The sequence below is a fragment of the Halomonas flagellata genome (assembly GCF_022487945.1).
GTDB lineage: Bacteria > Pseudomonadota > Gammaproteobacteria > Pseudomonadales > Halomonadaceae > Halomonas > Halomonas flagellata.
Map to the genome: position 1 here is coordinate 102,096 of NZ_JAKVPY010000010.1, position 21,601 is coordinate 123,696.

The window sequence follows — 21,601 nt, forward strand, 5'->3', positions numbered from 1 at the left end:
ACATAGGAGACGGGGACGGCTCACGCCAGGCGGGGCCTCAGCGGCTGAGGTTGATCTCCAGGCGCTGGCCGCCACCCAGCGACACCTGGCGGATGATGATCCGGCGTTCGCCGCTGGCAGGGTCGACCACGCTGCCGGAGACGTAGAACTCCCCGGCGGGAAGTCCGTCGAGGCGAAAGTGACCGTTGCCGTCGGTGCGGGTGGTATGGGTGTACTCCCGGGCCCGGGGGTCGGCGGGTTCCACGGCGCGTCCGGCCAGGGCCTGCTCGGCAGCTTCGGCGGAGTAGGTGGTCACCGGCGCCACCGAGACGATCTCGCCGGCGCCGGGGGTGCCGTTGAGGCTCAGGCGACCGCTGATGACGCCGCTGCCGGTCCTCTGCAGGGCGGCGTACTCCGCTTCGGGAAACGCCACCTGCCGGGCCACCCGGCCCGGGGCCGGACGCGCCACCCCGGGCTCGCGCTCGGTGCCGATGTCGATCACCTCGATGCGCTCGGTCGGCGCCGGCGCGGGGGGCATGATTTCGCACCCGGTCAGCAACACGGCGAGCAGCATGACAAGAATCCAGCGTTTCATGATCTCTCTCCCGGTATGGTCATTCCGGGCCCGGCAGGTGGCCCAGAGCAGGGAGAGCTTAACGCAAAAAGGCCGCCGATCGATGATCGGCGGCCCTTCGGGAGCGCTGGCCGGCGCGGGGCCGGCTCGGCTCTGTCGTCTTACTTGGCGACCTTGGTGGCGGTCTCTTGAACCTGCTTGACGCTCTCTTCGGTCAGCTTCTGGCTCTTCTGCACGAAGTCCTGCTGCAGGGAGGCGACCTTCTCGGCGTCGCCCTTGAGGCGCTCGGTCAGGTCCTTAGCGACCTTCTGCTGGCCTTCCATGTAGGTGCGCAGGCCTTCGGCATCCTTGACGTTCATCAGGCTGCGCAGCTGCGCCAGGCCGGTGTCGGTGTAGGCCTTGCCGGCGTCGAGCTGGGCGTTGACCAGCTTCTCGGTGTAGTCGACCGAGAGCGACGCGTAGGCGCGGGCCGGACCGAAGAACATGGACTCGAACTGCTCGGTGAACTGCTTGGTATCGAAGTTTTGCATCGTGAAACCCTCCGGGGCTCTATGAAGTATCGGGAAGCCACACGGCGGTGTCGCGTTTCCCTTCCTGTTGCAGCGCACAATAGCAGAGTGTTTTGTGCACTGCAACATCCTTTTGCGCGCCGCGGCGACCAGTGGATCAGTCCTGACAGAGCCGCTCGCGGGCGCCGTCGTGATCGAGCTCGTGGCCGGAAGGTAGCGCCGCCCGCGGGTCCAGGAGCCAGGCGGCGATGTCCGCGTGGGTCATCGCATCGCCGCTGTAGCGGGTCAGCATGTGGAAGCCCGCGGGGTAGAGCACCAGCCGGTGGGCCGGCCGGTCGGGCAGGCGTTCGAGCAGCCGGCAGATCGGTTCCGGGGGAATGACCTCGTCCTGCTCGCCGTAGAGCAGCAGGGTCGGTGGTGGCAGGCGTGCACCGGCCCGGCTGGCGGCATCCATCAGCCGGATCAGGCCATGGAGGGTGTCGATGCGGGCACGCCGCTGGATCAGGGGATCGTCGAGCATGGCGCGTATCACCTCCGGATCGTCGGTGGGGCGGATGCCCAGGCGGCGCGTGACACGGGAGGAGAGACTCAGGCCCGGGAAGAGGCGCACGGCAAGCCGCAGGCCGAGCCGCTGGTACCAGGGCATGGTCTCGAGGCCCCACACCGCCGGCGCGATCAATACGGCGCCGTCCGCCTCGGCAGGCGAGTCGCCGGTGAGGGCGAGCATGGCCACGGCCCCACCCATGCTCTTGCCGATCAGGTAGAGGGGGGGCGCGGGGTAGCGCTGGCGCAGCAGGCGGAGCACCAGGCGCGCGTCGTCGACCAGGCGCTGCTCGCCATGCCAGAGGCCGCGTCCGCTGGTGGTGCCGAAGCCGCGCTGGTCGATGGCATGCACGGCGATGCCCCGGCCGCGCAGCGACAGGGCCAGGGGTTCGAGGCTGCCGGCATGGTCGTTGAATCCGTGCAATGCCAGTACCACCGCCTCGGGGTCACCCGGCGGTAGCCAGCGGCGCATCGGCAGCTGGTAACCGTCCTCGGCGACCACCCGGCCGTCGCGCAGTTCGGCGGTGGCGCCGGGCGGGGGATCGGGCGGTGCGGGCGCGGTGGCGGCACAGCCGGCCAGCCAGACGACCAGGAGTAGCGGCAGTCGCCGCACGGCCCTTGTCCAGCGAGAGTGGCTGCCTGTCATGCCCGGTTCCGTCCTGGGATTCATCACCTCGACGACCATAGCGGAGCCCGGAGGGCTTGGCGAGAGCCGTCTTGCAAGCGGCGCCCGGCGGCACCATGGTGAGAAGGCGTTTCCCTGCAGCGTCCTTCGACGAGGAGAAGGCCATGAGCGACCATCGCATCGAGCGTGACAGCATGGGCGAGCTCGAGGTGCCCGCAGAGGCCCTCTACGGTGCCCAGACCCAACGTGCAGTGAACAACTTCCCGGTCTCCGGCCAGCCCATGCCGGCGGCCTTCATCCATGCCATCGCGCGGATCAAGCTGGCCGCGGCCAGGGTCAACCGGGAGCTCGGGCTGCTCGACGCCGAACGGGCCGCGGCGATCGCCGCCGCCGCCGAGGCGGTGATCGCCGGCGAGCACGACGACCAGTTCCCGGTGGATGTCTTCCAGACGGGCTCGGGCACCTCGAGCAACATGAACGTCAACGAGGTGATCGCCCACCTGGCCAGTCGCGACGGCCTGGCGGTGGGGCCCAACGACCACGTCAACATGGGCCAGTCGAGCAACGACGTCATCCCCACCGCCATCCACCTCTCGGCGGCGCTGGAGGTGCAGTCGCGGCTGCGGCCGGCGCTGGTGCATTTGCGCCAGACCATCGAGGTCCGCGCCGCCGAGCTCGACCACGTGGTCAAGACCGGGCGGACGCACCTGATGGATGCCATGCCGCTGCGCATGAGCCAGGAGCTGGGGGGCTGGTCGAGTCAGGTAGGGCAGGCCATCGAGCGCTTCGACAGCGCCATGGTTCGCCTCTGCCGGCTGGCCCAGGGCGGTACGGCGGTGGGCTCCGGCATCAACGCCCACACCGAGTTCGCGGACCGCATGGCCCGGGACCTGAGCGAGCAGACCGGTTTGGCGTTCGCCCCCAATGACAGCTTCTTCGCCGGCCTGGCCTCCCAGGATGCCGCCGTGGAGCTGTCGGGCCAGCTCCGCGGGCTCGCCTGCGTGGTGATGAAGATCGCCAACGACCTGCGCTGGATGAACTCCGGCCCCCTGGCGGGGCTCGGCGAGATCGAGCTCGAGGCCCTGCAGCCTGGCAGTTCGATCATGCCGGGCAAGGTCAATCCGGTGATTCCCGAATCCGCCGCCCAGGCGGCGGCCCAGGTGATCGGCCTCGATACCGCGGTGACGGTGGCCGGCCAGAGCGGCAATTTCCAGCTCAACGTCATGCTGCCGCTGGTCGCCAACAACCTGCTCACCGCCATTGGCCTGATGGCCAATACCGTGTGGCTGCTGGCCGATCGCGCCATCGCCACCTTCAAGGTGCGCGAGGAGAACCTGCGGCAGCCGCTGTCGCGCAATCCCATCCTGGTGACGGCGCTCAACCCGGTGATCGGCTACGATGCCGCGGCGGCCATCGCCAAGAAGGCCTACCAGGCGGGTCGCCCGATCCTCGAGGTGGCCGAGGAGGAGACCGATCTCGCCCGCGAGGAGCTCGAGCGGCTGCTCGACCCCGCGGCCCTGACCCGGGGCGGGATTCCGGGGTAGGGGGCCCTTGCCTGGCCGAACCGGCTGGCCGCCGCGACCTCGGTACCAGCGGTGGGCGATATTCGAGAGAGCGTGCTGCATATCGAACGGCCGGCGCTTTCCCCGGGTCTCATGCTCAGAAGTATCTCCGAGCGAGGTTGGGAAGGGGGAGCCATGACGAGTCGCAGCAAGGTATTGCGCTTTTCCGGCCAGCACACCGTCGACTGCTCGTCATGCCGGTCGAGTCCCCTCTGTTTCACCGGACGATTGCCGGTCGACGAGATCGCCGAGCTCGGCGACATCATTCGTCCGCTGGCGACGCTGAACAAGGGCGACCCCCTGATCCTGCAGGGCTCGCCCTTCACCAGTCTCTTCATGGTGCGCTCCGGCAGTCTCAAGCAGGTCACCACGACCGGCAGCGACGAATATCTGGTCACGGCGTTCTTCCTTTCGGGCGAGTTGATCGGCCTCGATGCCATCGGCGAAGGCCGCTACCCGGGCAGTGTCGTGTCACTGGAGACCGCCACGGTATGCGAATTGCCGTTCGCGGAGTTCCTGGAGCTGGGTACCCGCGTGCCCGAGTTGCGCCGGCGGTTTCTGCGTAACCTGAGCCTGGAAGTGGGCAGCGAACGGCTGGGGATGCGCCTGCTGCTGCGCCGGACCGCCGAGGTGCGGCTGGCGTACTTCCTCGTCGCCATGTCCGAGCGTTTCAGGCGCCGTGGCTATTCGCCCTATCGCTTCCGCTTGGCGATGCCGCGCGGGGATATCGCCAACTACCTGGGGCTGACGGTGGAAACCGTCGGTCGTACCCTGGTGCGCTATCGTGACCAGGGGCTGCTCGTCACTCGTGGCCCAGAGGTCCATATCCTCGACATGCCGCGGTTGGAGCGCCTGGCCGAGGCCAGCGGGCGGCGCAGGCGCGAGGCCTGACCGAGGGAACGCCCGGCGAGGCGTGACAGTTGTCAAGTTTCGGGTCGAATGGTGCAGAGTGGATGCATTATTTCAGGCATGGTGTCGGGGCTCGGCGAGCGGGGGAGGAGTTGCCTCGTGCCGCCGGCCCGAGCCAACGACCCTTCTGGAGCTGACGTATTCACCGACATGAGCTGCTTGCACCTGCCCCTGGGCCTGCCCCTGGAAGAGATCCCCGAACTCCACGATGCCGAGACGTTCACTCTGCTGAGAAAGGATGAAGTGCTCTTCGAGCAGGGAACACCGTTCGCCGGTCTGTTCCTGGTGCGCTCGGGGAGCCTCAAGCAGGTCTCGACGATCCACGGAGGCGACCCCCTGGTCATGGCCTATGCGATGCCGGGAGACCTGGTGGGGCTGGATGCCATTGGCCAGAACGTCTACCCGGGCACCGCCCTGGCGCTGGAGACCCTGACGGTGAGTGTGCTATCGCAGGAGCGGGTCAGCGAACTCGGCGCCCAGGTGCCCGAACTGCGGCAGCAGTTGTGCCGCAACCTGAGCCAGGAGGTGCACGACGAGCGGCTGATGCTCAGGTCGTTGCTGCACAGGACCGCCGTAGGGCGACTGGCGTATTTCTTCGTCGCCATGTCGATGCGCTTCCGGCGCCGCGGCTACTCGCCCACCCAGTTTCGCCTGGCGCTGTCGCGCAGCGACATCGCCAGCTACCTGGGACTGACGGTGGAGACCATCAGCCGTACCCTGGCGCACTTCCACAAGCAGGAACTGCTCAAGGCCAGCGGGCGTGACTTCCATATTCTCGACCTCGACGAACTCATCCGCCTGGCCGAGTCGAGCGGGCGGCGGGGTGGGAGGTAGCAGCGGACTCCCGGCGAGACAATCACGCGGCCAGTCCTTGACGGTGCATGGCGATGTGGCGCGCCAGTCGTTCCACCTGCTTCGGTGTCAGGCGCAGGCCGAGCTTGGTGCGGCGCCATAGGATGTCCTCGGCGCTGCGTGCCCATTCGTGATCGATCAGGTAGTCCACCTCGGCGCTCGTCAGTCCGGCGCCGAACGTCTCACCCAGCTCGCTCTCGGCGCGGACGCCTTCGAGGAAGCGCAAGCAGAGGCTGCCGTAGCTGCGGGCGAAGCGCCGTGCCCTGGTCGCGCCGAGGAAGGGGTAGTCGGCCAGCAGGCGAGCGGTGAAGGCGTCCTGGTCGCCGATGTCGCCACCGGGCAGGGGCGCCGTGGCGGTCCAGGGCGGCTCCATGCCGGGGAGACTGGACTGCAGGGTGCGCAGGGCCGCTTCGGCGAGCTTGCGGTAGGTGGTGATCTTGCCGCCGAACACCGACAGCAGGGGGGCGCCGTCGTTGTCCAGGTCGAGGGTGTAGTCGCGGGTCATGGCCGACGGGTCCGCCGACTCGTCATCGCACAGCGGTCGCACGCCGGCGAAGGTGCGGATGACGTCGCTGCGGGTCAGCGGGGTGCTGAAGTGGTCGTTGACCACGGACAGCAGGTAGTCGATCTCCTCCTCGGTGGCCTCGACCCGGGAGGGGTCTCCCTCGTAGCGACGGTCGGTGGTGCCGATCAGGCTGAACGACTCCTCGTAGGGCAGCACGAAGACGATGCGCCGATCGCTGTGCTGCAGGATGTAGGCGCGGTCGTCGCGGTTGAGACGGGGAACGATCAGGTGACTGCCACGGATCATGCGGATGGCATAGCGCGAGCGTCGTCCCGCCTGGTGCCGCACCACGCTCTCCACCCAGGGGCCCGCGGCATTGACCAGTACCCGCGCCCGGCGCTCGAAGCGGGCGCCGCTCTCCACGTCCTCCAGGCGAATGACCCAGTGGCCCGCCTCCTGCCGGGTTCCGACGCAGCGGGTGCGTACCAGGATCTCGGCGCCATGCGCCCGCGCCTGGATGGCATTGAGTACCACCAGGCGCGCGTCATCCACCCAGCAGTCGGAGTACTCGAAACCGCGAGAGATGTCGGGGCTGAGCCCGTCGTCCTCGGCGAACCGCACGCTCCGTGAGCCGGCCAAACGCTGCCGCCGACCCAGGTGATCGTAGAGGAAGAGGCCCGTGCGCAGCATCCAGGCCGGCCGCAGGTGCGGGCGGTGAGGCAGGATGAAGCGCAGTGGCCAGATGATGTGGGGCGCCTTGGCCAGCAGCACCTCGCGCTCGCGCAGGGCCTCGCGAACCAGGCGGAACTCGCGATGCTCCAGATAGCGCAGGCCGCCATGGATCAGCTTGCTGCTGGCCGAGGAGGTGGCGCTGGCCAGGTCGGCCTGCTCGCACAGCGCCACTCGCAGGCCTCGCCCGGCGGCATCGACGGCAATGCCGGCACCGTTGATGCCGCCCCCGATGACGAAGAGATCGAGCATGTCGTTCGCCTTGCCACTCATGAATGTCTCCTGCCCGACCATCCCGGGCCGTTGTCGTCATGATTGATGTTAGAAAACGAAAATAGTTTAATCGAAAGCGAACATCAAGAGGCGAGGCGAACTTCTCCCGTCCTGGTGGGTGTCGAAGGTGGGACGAGCCGTATCAGGCGATATGCAGGGCCACGTCGTGCGCCTCGAGCAGGCGCAGGATGGCCTCCGGCGGGCGGCGGTCGGTGAACAGGGCGTCGATCTGGCCGAGATTTCCCTGGCGTACGACGGGGTTACGGTGGAACTTGGAGTGGTCGGCGGCGAGGAACACCTGGCGGGAGTTGCGAATGATCGCCTGGGCGACGCGCACCTCCTGATAGTCGAACTCGAGCAGCGAGCCGTCCTCGTCGATGCCGCTGATGCCGATGATGCCGAAGTCGACCTTGAACTGGTTGATGAAGTCGATGGTGGCTTCGCCGATGATGCCGCCGTCCCGGGCGCGCACCTGGCCGCCGGCGATGATCACGTTGAAGTCCTCCTGGTGCTGGAGGATGGCCGCCACCTTGAGGTTGTTGGTGATCACCTCCAGGCCCTGGTGCTCGAGCAGGGCCTCGGCCACCACTTCGTTGCTGGTGCCGATGTTGATGAACAGCGAGGAGTGGTCGGGAACATGGCGGGCCAGCAGGGCGGCGATGCGTTGCTTGGCGTCCAGGTTCAGGGTCTTGCGGGTGTTGTAGGCGGTGTTGACCGTGCTCGACTCGAGCCCGGCGCCGCCATGGACCCGGCGGATCAGGCCCTCGCCTGCCAGGGCATTGAGGTCGCGCCGGATGGTCTGGGGGGTGACCGTGAAATGATCGGTGAGCTGCTCGATGCTGGCATAGCCCTGGCGGCGGACCAGGTCGACGATGGCGTCCTGTCGTTGCTGCTGGTTCATGTCGGCTCCTTGTCAATCGCCCCATTGTAGGCCATCCCGGGGGGAGGGAGCAGGCCGCAGGAGGGTATCGTTAGACAAAAGTCGTAAAGCAATACGAACACACTACAGTACTCTTGGTGATCATAAACGAACATCCAACCACAGGAACCATCATGGCCGACTACCTGCTTGCCATCGACCAGGGCACCACCAGCTCCCGCGCCATCCTCTTCGATCGCGAAGGGCGCAACCGGGCCATGGCCCAACGCGAGTTCGCCCAGCACTTTCCCGCCGACGGCTGGGTCGAGCATGACCCCGAGGCTATCTGGGAAACGGTGCTCGCCACCTGTCGCGAGGTGATCGACCGCGCCGGTGTCCGGGTCGAGGAGATCGCCGGCATCGGCATCACCAACCAGCGCGAGACCACGCTGCTGTGGGACAGGGCGACCGGCGAGCCGCTGCACAATGCCATCGTCTGGCAGGACAGGCGCACGGCGGATACCTGCCAGCGGCTGCGCGAGGCGGGGCATACCGCGGCGGTGCAGGCGAGCACGGGGCTGCTGATCGACCCCTACTTCTCGGCCACCAAGCTGGCCTGGCTGCTGGAGAACGTCGAGGGGGCCCGGGCGCGGGCCGAGCGCGGCGAGCTGGCCTTCGGCACGGTCGACAGTTTCCTGATCTGGCGACTCACCGGCGGGCGGATGCATGCCACCGATGCCACCAATGCCTCGCGCACGGCGCTGTTCAACATCCACGAGCAGCGCTGGGACCCGGCGCTGCTCGAGCTCTTCGGCATCCCCGAGAGCCTGCTGCCCGAGGTGAAGGACTCCAGCGACGACTTCGGCACCGTCGAGGCGAAGTGGCTGGGCGGCGAGCTGCCCATCGCCGGGGTGGCCGGCGACCAGCAGGCGGCGCTGTTCGGCCAGGCCTGCTTCGAGCCGGGCATGGGCAAGAGCACCTACGGCACCGGCTGCTTCATGATCGTCAACACCGGCGAAGCCGCCGAGACCTCCCGCAACCGCCTGCTGACCACCATTGGCTATCGCCTCCATGGCAAGCCGACCTATGCCATGGAGGGCAGCATCTTCGTGGCCGGTGCCACGGTGCAGTGGCTGCGCGACGGCCTGCAGCTGTTCGCCGATGCCGCCGAGACCGAGGCCCTGGCACGACAGACCCGCAGTGGCCATAGTGTCTATCTGGTCCCGGCCTTCACCGGGCTGGGGGCGCCCCACTGGGACCCGAAGGCGCGGGGGGCGATCCTCGGCCTGACCCGGGACACCGGCATCGCCGAGATCGTCGCCGCCGGCCTGCAGGCGGTCTGCTACCAGACCCGCGACCTGCAGGTCTGCATGAGCGATGACATGGCGGCCACGCCGAGCATCCTGCGGGTGGATGGCGGCATGGTCAGCAACAACTGGGTGATGCAGTTCCTCGCCGACATGCTCGGCGTCCAGGTCGACCGCCCCTCGGTGCTCGAGACCACCGCCCTGGGGGCGGCCTATCTCGCCGGGCTGCGCCTCGGCTGGTACCGTGACCTGGACGAGATCGCCGGGCTCTGGCAGTGCGAGCGCAGTTTCGTGCCGCAGATGGAGGAGGGCGAACGCGAACGCCTCTACCAGGGCTGGCAGGAGGCGGTGGACAGGGTGAAAAGCGGTCGCTGAGGGCTTGCAAACGCCAGTGGTTTCGGTAATATACGCATCCGTTGCCGCGGCGCCGAGCGCGTTGCGCAGCCGACAGGATGGCCGATGCAGGACCATAGCTCAGTTGGTTAGAGCGCCACGTTGACATCGTGGAGGTCGGCGGTTCAAATCCGCCTGGTCCTACCATTCCCTGGCGGCTGCGATCCTGGCAACAGCGTGACAGGACCATAGCTCAGTTGGTTAGAGCGCCACGTTGACATCGTGGAGGTCGGCGGTTCAAATCCGCCTGGTCCTACCAGCTCCCGAGACGCCCCCGCAGCCCCGCTGCAGGGGCGTCTCTCATTCCAGATCCGTCTGTTCGACGAAGACGTCCACCAGGGCCTCGATGCCGGCCTGGTCGGCGGCCGTGAAGCGGTCGCGCAGCGGGCTGTCCAGGTCGAGCACGCCCCACAGGCGATCACCGGCCAGGATGGGCACCACCAGCTCGGCCTGCGAGTCGGCATCGCAGGCGATATGGTCGTCCACGGCATGCACATCCGCCACGCGCTGGGTCTGCCGGGTGCGCGCCGCGGCGCCGCAGACCCCCTTGTCGAAGGGGATCGGATGGCAGGCGGGCTTGCCCTGGAAGGGGCCCAGGCCGAGCAGTCCGGGCTCGCGCTGCAGGTAGAAACCGGCCCAGTTGAGGTCGGGGAGTTCCTGCATCAGGAAGGCGCAGGTCTGGGCGCTGTTGACCAGCCAGTCGCGGGTGTCGAGCAGGGCCCCGAGCTGGCGGGCAAGCAGGGGATAGTCGGGCGTCATCACTTCCAGCCGGGAACCGCCTGCGGTCCAAACAGTTCGTTCGCCTTGGCCTCGACCTCCTCGGTCTGGTAGGCCTCGACCAGTTGCTGGATGGCCTCGCGCTCCTCGTCACCGCCGCGTACCACGATCAGGTTGACATAGGGGGACTCCGCGCCCTCCTTGATCAGGGCGTCGTCCAGGCTCAGGCCGGCCGGCTGGGCGAAGGTGTTGTTGATGAAGGCCATGTCGACGTCGGGCAGCACGCGGGGCAGCTGGGCGGCCTCGATCTCGCGGAAGTCGAAGTCGTGCGGATTCTCGACGATGTCCAGAGGCGTGGCCTCCAGGTTCTCCGGGTCGGCGAGTTCGATGAGCTCCAGATTGTGCATCAGGATCAGGGCGCGCCCTTCGTTGGAGGGGTCGTTGGGCAGGGCGATGGTGGCCCCGTCCGGCAGCTCCTCGATGCTGTCGTACTTCTCGGAGTAGGCGCCGATGGGGTAGACGAAGGTGTAGCCGGCGATGGCGAAGTCGTAGCCGCGATCCTCCACCATGCTCTGCATGTAGGGCTCGTGCTGGTAGGCGTTGGCGTCCAGGCTGCCGTCGGCCAGGGCGGCGTTGGGCGAGACGTAGTCGGTGAACTCGACGATCTCCACCTCGAGACCGAACTCCTCGCGGGCGATGCCGGCGGCGACTTCCATCACCTCGGTCTCGGGACCGGCCACGGTGCCGATCTTGATGGACCGGGGCTCGTCGGCGTCGTCGCTGCCGCAGCCGGCCAGCAGGGTGGCGCCGGCCAGGGTGGCGGCGCCGAGCAGACGGGGTAGGGTCAGTTGCATGGTCTTACTCTCCTTTGCGTGCCGCGCTCAGGTGGCGAGGCTGTGAAATCGGGTGCCAGGGGAGCGCTGATTTATGTCGCGAGCGAAGAGAGGCTGGTCGCCGCCGGAGCGCAACAACCGGAGTTGACTGGGGTGCTCAATGAGGATTGTGAGCACCGCCGGCGGCCAGGATCTCGAGCGCAGCAATAAATCAGTGCTCCCCGGTTACTTGTGGTCGGTACGCCGCACCAGGTGATCGCCGAGCATCTGGAAGCCCTGCACCATCACCACCAGGATCACCACGGTGATCAGCATCACCGTGGGATCGAAGCGATTGTAGCCGTAGCGGATGCCCAGGTCGCCCAGGCCGCCGCCGCCCACGGCGCCGGCCATGGCCGAATAGCTGATCAGGGTCACCACGGTGATGGTCAGCCCGGTGAAGATACCGCCCCTGGCCTCCGGCAGCAGCACCTTGAGGATGATCTGCCGGGGCGTGGCCCCCATGGACTGGGCGGCCTCCACCAGGCCGGGCGGCACCTCGTTCAGGGCGCCCTCCACCAGCCGCGCCACGAAGGGGATGGCGGCGATGGTCAGCGGCACGATGGCGGCGTTGGTGCCGATGGAGGTGCCGACGAGCAGCCGCGTGAAGGGAATGATCGCCACCATCAGGATGATGAAGGGCACCGAGCGGCCGACGTTGGTCACGGTGCCGAGCACCTGGCTGGCCAGGGGGTGGGCCAGTACCTGCCCCGGGCGGGTGACGTAGAGCAGCACGCCCAGGGGCACGCCGAGCAGCGCCGAGATCAGCCCCGAGACCCCCACCATGTAGAGGGTGTCCAGGGTGGCCCTGAGGATGAGCTCAAGCATCGCGCTGGACATGGCCGAGCACCTCCACGTGAAGATCATGGGTTTCGAGATAGTCGATGGCGCGGGCGGTCTCGCTCGTCGCGCCGATCAGCTCGGCGATCATCAGCCCCAGGGTGCGCTCCTGGATCGACTCGACCTTGGCCTGCAGGATGCTCACGTCGACGCCGCACTCCCGGGCCAGCCGCGAGATCAGCGGGGTCGAGACGGCGTCGCCCGAGAAGGCCAGGCGCACCACCGGATGGGTGTGCTCGCCGGGGGTCTCCTCGAGACGCTCGATCAGCGCCCGGGGCGGCTCGAGCTGCAGGAAGTCGTTGAGGAAGTCGCGGCCCAGCCGGGTGCGCGGGGCGGTAAAGAAGTCGCCGACGTCGGCCTCCTCGACCAGCTCGCCATCGGAGATCAGGCTGACCCGATGGCAGATCGACTTGACCACCTCCATCTCGTGGGTGATCAGCAGGATGGTCAGGCCGAGCTTGTGGTTGATGTCGCGCAGCAGCGCCAGGATCGAGCCGGTGGTCTGGGGGTCGAGTGCCGAGGTGGCCTCGTCGCACAGCAGCACCCGCGGGCGACTGGCGAGCGCCCGGGCGATGGCGACCCGCTGCTTCTGGCCGCCGGAGAGCCGGGCGGGGTACTGGTCGGCCTTGTCGGCCAGGCCGACGAGCTCCAGCAGCGGGGTGACCCGTTCGCGGATCGCCGCGCGCGTCATGCCCATCAGCTCCAGCGGCAGCGCCACGTTGTCGAAGACGTTACGGTTGGTCAGCAGGTTGAAGTGCTGGAAGATCATGCCGATGCGATGGCGCGCCTGGTTGAGGGCGCCGTTGGCGAGGCCGGTGAGCTCCTGGCCGTCGACGGTGACGGTACCGGCGGTGGGGCGTTCGAGCAGGTTGACGCAGCGGATCAGCGTCGACTTGCCGGCCCCGGACAGGCCGATCACGCCGTGGATCTGCCCCGGCGGAACGTGCAGGTCGACGTTCTTCAGGGCCTCGACGACCCTGGGGTCGGCGTCTCGCCCGGGCGGGGCGCCTTGGTTCCCGGAGCGCCCCTGGCGGTGGCCCTTGAGATAGTAGGTCTTGGAAACATTGTGCAGTCGGATCATGGAAGCCTCCGCGGGGGGAGGGCGCCCGGGCGGTGCGGGCCGTGCAGCGAGGGCAAAAAAAGGCCACCCTGGTGGGTGGCCATCAACGCTGGACACACCCTTTTAGCTGCACTTCACACCACGGCCGCCTGGAGGGCGATCGCGGTGCTGGCGCCCGCAATCCGGGTACAAATCGGCGCCTTCAAGATGTGGGGCGAAGGCTAAGACCAAAGCCGAGAGCTGTCAAGATTTCTGGTTCATGTTCCCATCGTTGCGCTTTCTGATCAGTAGATCGTCCCGAATATGCAGGAAAAGCAGAATGATTTTCTGATGCTGGCGGCCTCTGACCTTCCCAGGACAATCGCCGCTACCCAAAGAGAGAGGCGCCGGAACAGCCTCGAGCGTTACCGCCATCTGCGACAGCCCTGCGGGGCATCCTCGGCGCATGGACGGTGGGCCCGGGAATTCCCTACACTGTCAGGCTTTCCGATATTCCGCGGCCGATGACCGCAATAGCGAGAGCGAGGAGCGCCAATGTTTACCGGCATCGTGCAGGGCACGGCGGAAGTGGTCGCCATCGAGGAGGCCGAGGCCTTTCGCACCCATGTGGTGACGCTGCCCGAGGCGCTGTGCCGCGGGCTCGAGATCGGCGCCTCGGTGGCCCACAACGGTGTCTGCCTGACGGCGACCGCCATCGACGGCGAACGGGTCAGCTTCGACCTGATGCGCGAGACCCTCAGGCTGACCAATCTTGGTGCGCTGCGGGTGGGTGATCGCGTCAACATCGAGCGGGCGGCACGCTTCGGCGACGAGATCGGCGGTCACGCCATGTCCGGTCACGTCATGGCCATGGCCGAACTGGTGGAGCTCGACGAGGCACCCAACAACCGGCGGCTATGGTTCGAGCTGCCCCACGCCCTGGGGCGCTTCCTGTTCGACAAGGGCTACATCGGGGTGGACGGCATCAGCCTGACCATCGGCGAGGTGAAGCCTGCCACGGCGACCCGGGGGCCGCGCTTCTGCGTCAACCTGATTCCCGAGACCCTGGCACGCACCATCCTGGTCGATCGAGCGCCCGGGGATCTCGTCAATATCGAGATCGACCCCCAGACCCAGGCCATCGTCGAGACCGTGGAGCGTGTCCTGGCCGCACGCGGGGCCTGAAGCAGGGGGCTGGCTTGACCACTCCGTCAAGTCTGCGTTGGAGGCTCGGCTGGCGAATGGCCCCTTGGTTGCTTATATAAGGCAGACCGAGCCGTATCATGGGCGGCCCGCTGCCTCGCATCCCGACAGGGCATTGGGTACCATAGGCGGCTTTTCTCGCACCCCGGGCGACGACACCGTCCCTGCGCAGGAACGACAACGATGCTGAAACGCCTGATGGACGAGCATTTCAAGCTGGCCGAGCACAATACCGATGTAAAGACCGAGGTCATTGCCGGGATCACCACCTTCCTGACCATGGCCTACATCATCTTCGTCAACCCCAGCATCCTCTCCGAGACGGGCATGGACGCTGGCGCCGTCTTCGTCGCCACCTGCCTCGCCGCGGCCCTGGGTTCTCTGATCATGGGGCTGTGGGCCAACTATCCGATCGCCCAGGCGCCGGGCATGGGGCTCAACGCCTTCTTCACCTATGGCGTGGTGCTGGGCATGGGCTACACCTGGGAGGCGGCGCTGGGGGCGGTATTCTTCTCCGGCTTCTGCTTCTTTCTGCTCAGCGTGTTCAGGGTGCGCGAGTGGATCATCAACTCGATCCCGCTCTCCCTGCGCCTGGGCATCGCCGCGGGTATCGGCCTCTTCCTGGCGATGATCGCGCTGAAGAACGCCGGCATCGTGGTCGCCAATCCGGCCACCTATGTGTCGCTGGGCGACCTGTCGCAGCCACCGGCGATCTATGCATTGCTGGGTTTCTTCGTCATCACCGCGCTGGCCTATCTGAAGGTCACCGGGGCGGTGATGATCGGCATACTCGGCATCACCGTGCTGGCCATGATTCTCGGTCACAACGAGTACGGCGGCCTGATGTCCATGCCGCCCTCCATCGCCCCGACCTTCATGGCGCTCGACCTGGTCGGCGCCCTGGACGTCGCCATGCTCAGCGTGATCTTCGCCTTCCTGTTCGTCGACCTGTTCGACACCTCCGGCACATTGGTGGGCGTGGCCCATCGCGGCGGCCTGCTCGACAAGGACGGCAAGCTACCCCGGCTCGGGCGCGCCATGATGGCCGACAGTGGTGCCTCCATGGCCGGTGCCGTGCTCGGCACCTCCACCACCACCAGCTACATCGAGTCCACCGCGGGCATCGCCTCGGGTGGGCGCACCGGCCTGACCGCCGTGGTGGTGGCCGTGCTCTTCCTGGTCAGCCTGTTCTTCGCCCCCCTGGCGGGCTCCATTCCGGCCTACGCCACCGCCGGGGCGCTGCTCTACGTGGCGGTGCTGATGGCCGGCAGCCTGGCCCACGCCAACTGGGAAGACCCCACCGACGCCGCCCCGGTGCTGATCGCCGCCCTGGCCATGCCGCTGACCTTCTCGATCGCCGAGGGCATCGCCCTGGGTTTCATCAGCTACGCTGCCATCAAGGCGTTGTCCGGGCGCTTCAAGGACCTCAACCCGGCGGTGATCGTGCTGGCGCTGCTGTTCGCGACCAAGTTCCTCTTCATCGACTGACCCATACCGACTGCATCCACACACCGAGACCTGTTTTGATGAGCATCTACGGCGACTACATCAAGTCCGTGATCCGCACCGTCCCCGACTGGCCGCAGCCCGGGGTCAACTTCCGCGACATCACCCCGCTGCTGCAGAACAGCGCGGCCTTTCGCAAGCTGATCGACAGCTTCGTGCACCGCTACCAGGAGATGGATCTCGATGCCATCGCCGCCATCGACGCCCGGGGCTTCATCGTCGGCGCGCCGCTGGCCTACGAGCTGGGCTGCAGCTTCGTGCCGGTGCGCAAGAAGGGCAAGTTGCCCTTCAGGACCATCAGCGAGACCTACACCCTGGAGTACGGCGAGGCCGAGGTCGAGCTGCACTCCGACGCCTTCCGCCAGGACGATCGCATCCTGATCGTCGACGACCTCATCGCCACCGGCGGCACCATGCTGGCCGCCGCCAAGCTGATCACCCGCAGCGGTGGCCAGGTGGTCGAGACCGCCACCATCATCGACCTGCCGGATCTCGGCGGGGCGCAGCGCATCCGCGAGGCCGGCTTCGGCGTCTTCGCGGTCTGTTCCTTCACCGAGGACGAGTGAGTCTCCCGCCATGAGCACCCACCGCTACCACCAGCACTTCACCGTCTCCTGGGACCAGCTCCACCGCGACGTGCGCGAGCTCTGCCATCGACTGATCGAGCGTGACTTCAAGGGCATCGTCGCCATCACCCGGGGCGGGTTGATCCCCGCCGCCCTGATCGCCCGCGAGCTCAACGTGCGCCTGATCGATACCGTCTGCATCAAGAGCTATGACCACATGGGCCAGGGCGGGCTCGAGGTGATGAAGGGCGTCGATCACGACGGCGACGGCTGGCTGCTGGTCGACGACCTGGTCGACACCGGCAAGACGGCACGCAAGGTGCGCGAGATGCTGCCCAGGGCCCACTTCGTGACGGTCTATGCCAAGCCGGAGGGGCGGCCGCTGGTGGACCAGTATCTCACCGAGGTGGCCCAGGACTGCTGGATCCAGTTCCCCTGGGACATGGGCATCGCCTATGTCGAGCCGCTGGTCGACCAGGTGAAGCGCTGAACCATGGCCTGTCCACTTCCCGACAGCTGGCAGCGGTGGCTGGGCGCCGAGTTCGAGGCGCCCTACATGCAGGCCCTGCGTGACTTCCTGGCCGCCGAGAAGGCGGCCAGGAAGGTGATCTACCCGCACTCCTCGAACTGGTTCCGGGCCTTCGAGCTCACGCCGCTCGACCGGGTACGGGTGGTGATCCTCGGTCAGGACCCCTACCACGGGCCCGGCCAGGCCCATGGCCTCTGCTTCTCGGTGCGCCCCGGCGTGCCCGTGCCGCCGTCGCTGGTCAACATCTACAAGGAGCTGGCCGCCGACGTGGGCTTCACGCCGGTGGATCACGGCAACCTGGAGCATTGGGCGCGCCAGGGGGTGCTGCTGCTCAACACCTCGCTGACGGTGGAGCAGGGCAATGCCGGCTCCCACCGCGGCCGCGGCTGGGAGGCCTTCACCGACCGCGCCATCGCCACGGTCAACGCCCACGCCGAGCCCTCGGTGTTCCTGCTCTGGGGCAGCCATGCCCGGCAGAAGAAGGCGCTGGTCGACACCTCGCGCCACCTGGTGCTGGAGTCGCCGCACCCCTCGCCGCTCTCGGCGCACCGGGGCTTCTTCGGCAACCACCACTTCTCCCGGGCCAACGCCTTCCTGGCCGAGCATGGGCGCACGCCGGTCGACTGGCAGCTGCCCGCCACCCCCTGACCGGGAGCCTTACCCTCAACGGTGGATGGCGGTAGAATGGCGCGCAATTTGTCGGTGCCGTCCATCCGACGAAGGTCGTTCCCGATCCATTGCCGTCAAGAGGTCCCTTCCATGAGCCTTCACGCCATTCACCATCCACTGGTCCAGCACAAGCTGGGACTGATGCGCGAAGCCGGCATCAGCACCAAGAGCTTCCGCGAACTGGCTGGCGAGCTGGCCAAGCTGCTCACCTACGAGGCGACCCAGGACCTGGAACTCGAGACCCAGGAGATCGACGGCTGGAGCGGCCAGCCCATCCCGGTGCAGCTGCTCAAGGGCAAGAAGGTCACCATCGTGCCGATCCTGCGTGCCGGGCTCGGCATGCTCGACGGGGTCACCGACCTGATCCCCAGCGCCCGGGTCAGCGTGGTGGGGCTCTATCGCGACGAGGAGACCCTGGAGCCGGTGCCCTATTTCGCCAAGTTCGCGAACGACCTCGACGAGCGCCTGGCCATCGTCATCGACCCGATGCTGGCCACCGGCGGCACCATGGTGGCGACCCTGGACATGCTGCGCGATCGTGGCTGCCAGCAGATGAAGGTGATCGTGCTGGTGGCCGCCCCCGAGGGCATCAAGCGGGTGCAGGAGGCCTATCCCGAGATCGAGATCTACACCGCCGCGGTGGACGACCACCTGGACGAGAACGGCTATATCGTCCCGGGGCTCGGCGATGCGGGAGACAAGATCTTCGGCACGCGGTAGTCGCCCCCGGCTCCGCTGATCCTGGTGTTCGGCGTCGGCGCCGATCGTTCGGCGGAGCCAGGCTGCTCCCCAGGATCCAGCGGCAGACAGCCATCGCCATGGCCTCAGGCGTGATGCAGCTCCTGCCCGCCCTCCGAGAAGGTCGGCGGGGAGTTGGCGCTGACGATCACGCACTCCGTCTCGCCCGGGTTGCGGAAGCGGTGGGGCAGGCGGGAGTCGAAGTAGTAGGCATCGCCCGCGCCGAGCACCGCGACCTCGCCGTTCACGGTGATCTCGATGGTGCCCGAGATCACCACCCCGCCTTCCTCGCCCTCGTGCTCGAGCATCTCCTCCCCGGTATCGGCGCCGGGGGGGTAGCGCTCATGGATGATCGACATGCTGCGGTCGGGCCGGCGGGCCGCCACCAGCCGCCAGGAGAGGTGGCCGTCGCCGATCTCGGTGAGCTCGGCGGCCGGGTAGAAGGGGCGCGGCTGGCTCAGCTCGTCGCCGGCGAAGAAGGCGCTGATCGACACCGGCAAGGCATCGAGAATCTTCTTCAGCGAGCTCACCGAGGGGCTGACGCTGTTCTGCTCGACCAGCGAGATGGTGCTGTTGGTGACGCCGGCTCGCTTGGCCAGCTCTCGCTGGGAGAGGCCGCGGGCATTGCGCAGCTGGCGCAGGCGAGCCCCTACATCGAATCCTTGCATCGGGTGTCCTGTCGTCTGGGAACCTGTGATCGTTGAAGATCCTTGACACCATGATACCCGCTCGGCCGGCCGCCGATAAACCGCCGCCTTGATCGGCATCAGTACCGGCGCCCGGCGGCATGGCACCACCCGCCCGGCTCAGGCATCATGGACAACAGCAACACTCGATAACGAATCCGGGACAGCAGGAGAGCCCATGATCACGCAAGGCGAGCTCAGCGGCATGATCCTGGCCGGCGGCCAGGGGCGCCGCATGGGAGGGCGCGACAAGGGGCTCGAGCCCTTCGCCGGACGCCCGCTGGTCGCCCATGTCATCGAGCGCCTCGAGGGGCGGGTGGCCGAGGTGATGATCAACGCCAACCGCCACCTCGATGCCTACCGGGCGCTGGCCGATCGGGTGATCACCGATGCCGAGGACGGCTTCCAGGGGCCGCTGATGGGCATCTACAGTGGCCTGCGGGCCGCCACCACGCCCTGGCTGGTGGTGGTGCCCTGCGACAGCCCGGCGCTGCCCGACGACCTGGTTCCGCGGCTGGTGGCGGGGGTCGGCCGGGCCGATATCGCCGTGGCCCACGACGGCGATCGGCTGCACCCGGTGGTGGCGCTGCTGCGCACCGCCCTGGCCGACGACCTGGCCGCGGCCCTGACCGCCGGCGAGCGCAAGATCGACCGCTGGTACGCCCGCCATGCCTGGTGCGAGGTGGACTTTTCCGACTGTCCCGAGGCCTTCGCCAACCTCAACACCGACGACGAGAAGCGGCGCCTGGAGCAGGCGCACAAGGAGTCCCCGACCTCATGAGCCAGACCCGGCTGAACCTCGACGAGCGACTGCCGCTGCTGGGCATCGCCGCCTGGAGCGGCACCGGCAAGACGACCCTGCTCGAGCGGCTGCTGCCGCGGCTAGGCGAACGCGGGCTGCGCGTCGCGGTGATCAAGCACGCCCACCATGGCTTCGACGTCGACCAGCCGGGCAAGGACAGCTACCGCCTGCGTCAGGCCGGGGCGGCGCCGATGCTGGTCGCCTCGCGGACGCGGCTGGCGTTGATGATGGAGACCCCGGGCCGCGACGAGCCCGACCTCGGGCAGCTGGTCGAGCTGGTGCGGCTCCAGGCGCCGGACCTGGTGCTGGTGGAGGGCTTCAAGGCCTGGCCGTTGCCCAAGCTGGAGCTCTATCGCCCCGAGGTCGGCAAGGCGCTGCGGGTGGCCGAGGACCCCTGGGTCAAGGCGGTGGCGAGCGACGCCCCCCAGCCGCTGCCCGAGGGCGTCGAGGCGCTGGATCTCAACGACCTCGAGGCCATCGCCGCCTGGATCGCCGCCTGGCCGGCGCGCTGGCCAGGCGAGCGGACCCCGCGCACACTCGCGGAGGAGACGGCGAGATGACGCTCTCCTGCTTCGATCTCGGCGAACGCATGCTCTCGGTGGAGGAGGCCGGCGCGGCGCTGGCCGAGCTGGTCGCCGGGCCGCTGCCGGCCGAGAAAGTGGCGCTGGCCGAGTTGCATGGCCGGGTCCTGGCCGAGACCGTCGTCTCGCCCCTCGACGTGCCCCAGAGCACCAACGCCGCCATGGACGGCATCGCCCTGGCCTGGCCGGAGGCGGGCCCCTGGCCCGAGGGCTGGCGACGGGTCGGCCAGCTGTTCGCCGGGCAGCGCCACGCGACCCCGCTGGGGCCGGGCGAGTGCCTGGGCATCACCACCGGGGCGCCGTTGCCCCCGGGGGCCGACACCGTGATCATGCAGGAGCAGCTCGAGGTGCTGGGCGACGACCGGGTGGTCGTGGCGCATCCCGAGCGGGTCCGGCGCGGCCAGAACGTGCGCCGGGCCGGCGAGGACATCGCCCGCGGTGCCCCGGCACTGGCGGCCGGCACCCGGCTGTCGGCGGCCGAGCTCGGCCTGCTGGCCTCCCTCGGCCTGGCCGAGGCGAGGGTGATTCGCCGGCCGCGGGTGGCGATCTTCTCCACCGGTGACGAGGTCACCGCCCCGGGCGCGCCGCTGCCCCCGGCCGGCATCTACGATGCCAACCGCTTCACCCTCCGCGGCCTGGTGGCGGAGCAGGGGGGCGAGGTGCTCGACCTCGGCATCCTGCCCGACGACCGGGCCGCCCTGGTCGCCGCCCTGGGCGCCGCTGCACGGCGGGCCGACCTGGTGATCACCAGTGGCGGCGTCTCGGTGGGCGAGGCCGACTTCACCCGGGCGGCACTGGCCGAGCTCGGCGAACTCGGCTTCTGGCGCATCGCCATCCGCCCGGGGCGGCCGCTGGCCTGCGGTCGCCTGGGCGAGGGTGGGGTGCCCTTCCTCGGGCTGCCCGGCAACCCGGTGGCGGTGATGGTCACCTTCCTGCGGTTCGTGGCCCCCCTGTTGGCCCGCCTGCAGGGGCGTGTCGAGCGGCACCCGGCGACCCTCACCGCGCTGGCCGAGCATGAGCTCAAGAGCCGCATCGGGCGCGTCGACTATCTGCGCGGCGTCTACCGCGGCGACGACCGGGGCCGGCTCACGGTCGCCAGCACCGGGGCCCAGGGCTCGGGCATCCTTTCGTCCATGGTCAAGGCCAACTGTCTGATCGAGCTCGCCGCCGACCGCGAGGTCGCCGCGCCCGGCGAGGCAGTCACCATTCATCCTCTTCATCGACTTCCATGAGG

23 protein-coding genes and 2 tRNA genes are annotated in these 21,601 nt (G+C 68.1%); 15 read left to right on the top strand and 10 right to left on the bottom strand.

From position 1 onward, the window contains the following. Positions 1 to 37 precede the first annotated feature (37 nt). From MKP05_RS10450 to MKP05_RS10460, 3 genes are all read right to left on the bottom strand, one after another. Positions 38 to 574 carry a carboxypeptidase-like regulatory domain-containing protein gene (locus MKP05_RS10450; protein WP_240568227.1) on the bottom strand — a complete coding sequence of 179 codons (537 nt, stop codon included), beginning with the start codon at positions 572 to 574 and terminating at the stop codon, positions 38 to 40. A gap of 140 nt (positions 575 to 714) precedes the next feature. Further along, positions 715 to 1,083 (bottom strand): phasin family protein, encoded by a 369-nt coding sequence (locus MKP05_RS10455; protein WP_110283917.1) that lies wholly within the window; start codon positions 1,081 to 1,083, stop codon positions 715 to 717. A 136-nt stretch (positions 1,084 to 1,219) separates the two neighbouring features. Continuing rightward, positions 1,220 to 2,218 carry an alpha/beta hydrolase gene (locus MKP05_RS10460; RefSeq protein WP_240568228.1) on the bottom strand — a complete coding sequence of 333 codons (999 nt, stop codon included), beginning with the start codon at positions 2,216 to 2,218 and terminating at the stop codon, positions 1,220 to 1,222. 176 nt (positions 2,219 to 2,394) lie between these two features. On the opposite strand from MKP05_RS10460, the gene MKP05_RS10465 reads away from it, so the two are divergent. The 3 genes from MKP05_RS10465 (at position 2,395) to MKP05_RS10475 (ending at position 5,535) form a co-directional block, all read left to right on the top strand. Continuing rightward, positions 2,395 to 3,774 carry a class II fumarate hydratase gene (locus MKP05_RS10465; protein WP_240568229.1) on the top strand — a complete coding sequence of 460 codons (1,380 nt, stop codon included), beginning with the start codon at positions 2,395 to 2,397 and terminating at the stop codon, positions 3,772 to 3,774. A 153-nt stretch (positions 3,775 to 3,927) separates the two neighbouring features. After that, positions 3,928 to 4,683 (top strand): helix-turn-helix domain-containing protein, encoded by a 756-nt coding sequence (locus tag MKP05_RS10470; protein ID WP_240568230.1) that lies wholly within the window; start codon positions 3,928 to 3,930, stop codon positions 4,681 to 4,683. Between the two features lie 168 nt (positions 4,684 to 4,851). Next, positions 4,852 to 5,535, top strand: coding sequence for a helix-turn-helix domain-containing protein (locus MKP05_RS10475; RefSeq protein ID WP_240568231.1), 684 nt, complete (start codon positions 4,852 to 4,854; stop codon positions 5,533 to 5,535). A gap of 22 nt (positions 5,536 to 5,557) precedes the next feature. Here MKP05_RS10475 and glpD read toward each other — a convergent pair whose 3' ends face one another. Together glpD and MKP05_RS10485 are read right to left on the bottom strand one after the other, a co-directional pair. Continuing rightward, positions 5,558 to 7,060: a glycerol-3-phosphate dehydrogenase gene (glpD, locus tag MKP05_RS10480; protein ID WP_240568232.1), complete on the bottom strand. Its 1,503-nt coding sequence runs from the start codon at positions 7,058 to 7,060 to the stop codon at positions 5,558 to 5,560. Positions 7,061 to 7,202: 142 nt separating this feature from the next. Beyond that, a complete protein-coding gene (locus tag MKP05_RS10485; RefSeq protein WP_110283924.1) occupies positions 7,203 to 7,961 on the bottom strand; it encodes a DeoR/GlpR family transcriptional regulator in 759 nt (252 codons plus the stop codon). 152 nt (positions 7,962 to 8,113) lie between these two features. On the opposite strand from MKP05_RS10485, the gene glpK reads away from it, so the two are divergent. The 3 genes from glpK (at position 8,114) to MKP05_RS10500 (ending at position 9,878) form a co-directional block, all read left to right on the top strand. Then, positions 8,114 to 9,601, top strand: a complete 1,488-nt coding sequence (gene glpK / locus MKP05_RS10490; protein ID WP_240568233.1) for a glycerol kinase GlpK — start codon at positions 8,114 to 8,116, stop codon at positions 9,599 to 9,601. Positions 9,602 to 9,689: 88 nt separating this feature from the next. Then, positions 9,690 to 9,766: transfer RNA gene (locus tag MKP05_RS10495), tRNA-Val, on the top strand. Positions 9,767 to 9,801: 35 nt separating this feature from the next. After that, a tRNA-Val gene (locus MKP05_RS10500) sits at positions 9,802 to 9,878 on the top strand. Positions 9,879 to 9,919: 41 nt separating this feature from the next. Here the strand turns inward: MKP05_RS10500 and MKP05_RS10505 are convergent. From MKP05_RS10505 to MKP05_RS10520, 4 genes are all read right to left on the bottom strand, one after another. Beyond that, entirely contained in the window at positions 9,920 to 10,378 is a 459-nt protein-coding gene (locus MKP05_RS10505; RefSeq protein ID WP_110283926.1) for a free L-methionine (R)-S-oxide reductase MsrC, read from the bottom strand. Next, complete coding sequence (locus MKP05_RS10510) at positions 10,378 to 11,190, bottom strand: MetQ/NlpA family ABC transporter substrate-binding protein (RefSeq protein ID WP_240568234.1); 813 nt, start codon at positions 11,188 to 11,190, stop codon at positions 10,378 to 10,380. The genes MKP05_RS10505 and MKP05_RS10510 overlap by 1 nt, the downstream gene beginning before the upstream one ends. Before the next feature lie 204 nt (positions 11,191 to 11,394). Continuing rightward, a complete protein-coding gene (locus MKP05_RS10515; protein ID WP_110283928.1) occupies positions 11,395 to 12,048 on the bottom strand; it encodes a methionine ABC transporter permease in 654 nt (217 codons plus the stop codon). Then, positions 12,029 to 13,129 (bottom strand): methionine ABC transporter ATP-binding protein, encoded by a 1,101-nt coding sequence (locus MKP05_RS10520; protein ID WP_240568235.1) that lies wholly within the window; start codon positions 13,127 to 13,129, stop codon positions 12,029 to 12,031. Before MKP05_RS10520 ends, MKP05_RS10515 begins: the two co-directional genes overlap by 20 nt. 513 nt (positions 13,130 to 13,642) lie before the next feature. Here MKP05_RS10520 and MKP05_RS10525 point away from each other — a divergent pair. The 6 genes from MKP05_RS10525 to upp all read left to right on the top strand — a co-directional run bounded on the left by MKP05_RS10525 (position 13,643) and on the right by upp (position 18,280). After that, entirely contained in the window at positions 13,643 to 14,272 is a 630-nt protein-coding gene (locus MKP05_RS10525; RefSeq protein ID WP_110283930.1) for a riboflavin synthase subunit alpha, read from the top strand. Between the two features lie 201 nt (positions 14,273 to 14,473). Beyond that, entirely contained in the window at positions 14,474 to 15,778 is a 1,305-nt protein-coding gene (locus tag MKP05_RS10530; RefSeq protein WP_240568236.1) for an NCS2 family permease, read from the top strand. Positions 15,779 to 15,816: 38 nt separating this feature from the next. Beyond that, positions 15,817 to 16,362, top strand: coding sequence for an adenine phosphoribosyltransferase (locus MKP05_RS10535; protein ID WP_240568237.1), 546 nt, complete (start codon positions 15,817 to 15,819; stop codon positions 16,360 to 16,362). 10 nt (positions 16,363 to 16,372) lie between these two features. Then, positions 16,373 to 16,852 (top strand): xanthine phosphoribosyltransferase, encoded by a 480-nt coding sequence (gene gpt / locus MKP05_RS10540; RefSeq protein WP_240568238.1) that lies wholly within the window; start codon positions 16,373 to 16,375, stop codon positions 16,850 to 16,852. A 3-nt stretch (positions 16,853 to 16,855) separates the two neighbouring features. After that, positions 16,856 to 17,539 carry a uracil-DNA glycosylase gene (ung, locus tag MKP05_RS10545; protein WP_240568239.1) on the top strand — a complete coding sequence of 228 codons (684 nt, stop codon included), beginning with the start codon at positions 16,856 to 16,858 and terminating at the stop codon, positions 17,537 to 17,539. A 111-nt stretch (positions 17,540 to 17,650) separates the two neighbouring features. Further along, positions 17,651 to 18,280, top strand: a complete 630-nt coding sequence (gene upp / locus MKP05_RS10550) for a uracil phosphoribosyltransferase (protein WP_110283935.1) — start codon at positions 17,651 to 17,653, stop codon at positions 18,278 to 18,280. 104 nt (positions 18,281 to 18,384) lie between these two features. Here the strand turns inward: upp and MKP05_RS10555 are convergent, their stop codons facing one another. Then, entirely contained in the window at positions 18,385 to 18,966 is a 582-nt protein-coding gene (locus MKP05_RS10555; RefSeq protein ID WP_110283936.1) for a cupin domain-containing protein, read from the bottom strand. A gap of 196 nt (positions 18,967 to 19,162) precedes the next feature. Between MKP05_RS10555 and mobA the strand changes: the two genes are divergently transcribed. Genes mobA through moeA form a run of 3 tightly spaced genes read left to right on the top strand, consistent with a single transcriptional unit; the run spans position 19,163 to position 21,599 of the window. Beyond that, positions 19,163 to 19,765: a molybdenum cofactor guanylyltransferase MobA gene (gene mobA / locus MKP05_RS10560; protein ID WP_240568240.1), complete on the top strand. Its 603-nt coding sequence runs from the start codon at positions 19,163 to 19,165 to the stop codon at positions 19,763 to 19,765. Beyond that, positions 19,762 to 20,346 carry a molybdopterin-guanine dinucleotide biosynthesis protein B gene (mobB, locus tag MKP05_RS10565; RefSeq protein ID WP_240568241.1) on the top strand — a complete coding sequence of 195 codons (585 nt, stop codon included), beginning with the start codon at positions 19,762 to 19,764 and terminating at the stop codon, positions 20,344 to 20,346. Before mobA ends, mobB begins: the two co-directional genes overlap by 4 nt. After that, a complete protein-coding gene (gene moeA, locus MKP05_RS10570; protein ID WP_240568242.1) occupies positions 20,343 to 21,599 on the top strand; it encodes a molybdopterin molybdotransferase MoeA in 1,257 nt (418 codons plus the stop codon). The genes mobB and moeA overlap by 4 nt, the downstream gene beginning before the upstream one ends. Positions 21,600 to 21,601: the final 2 nt, after the last annotated feature.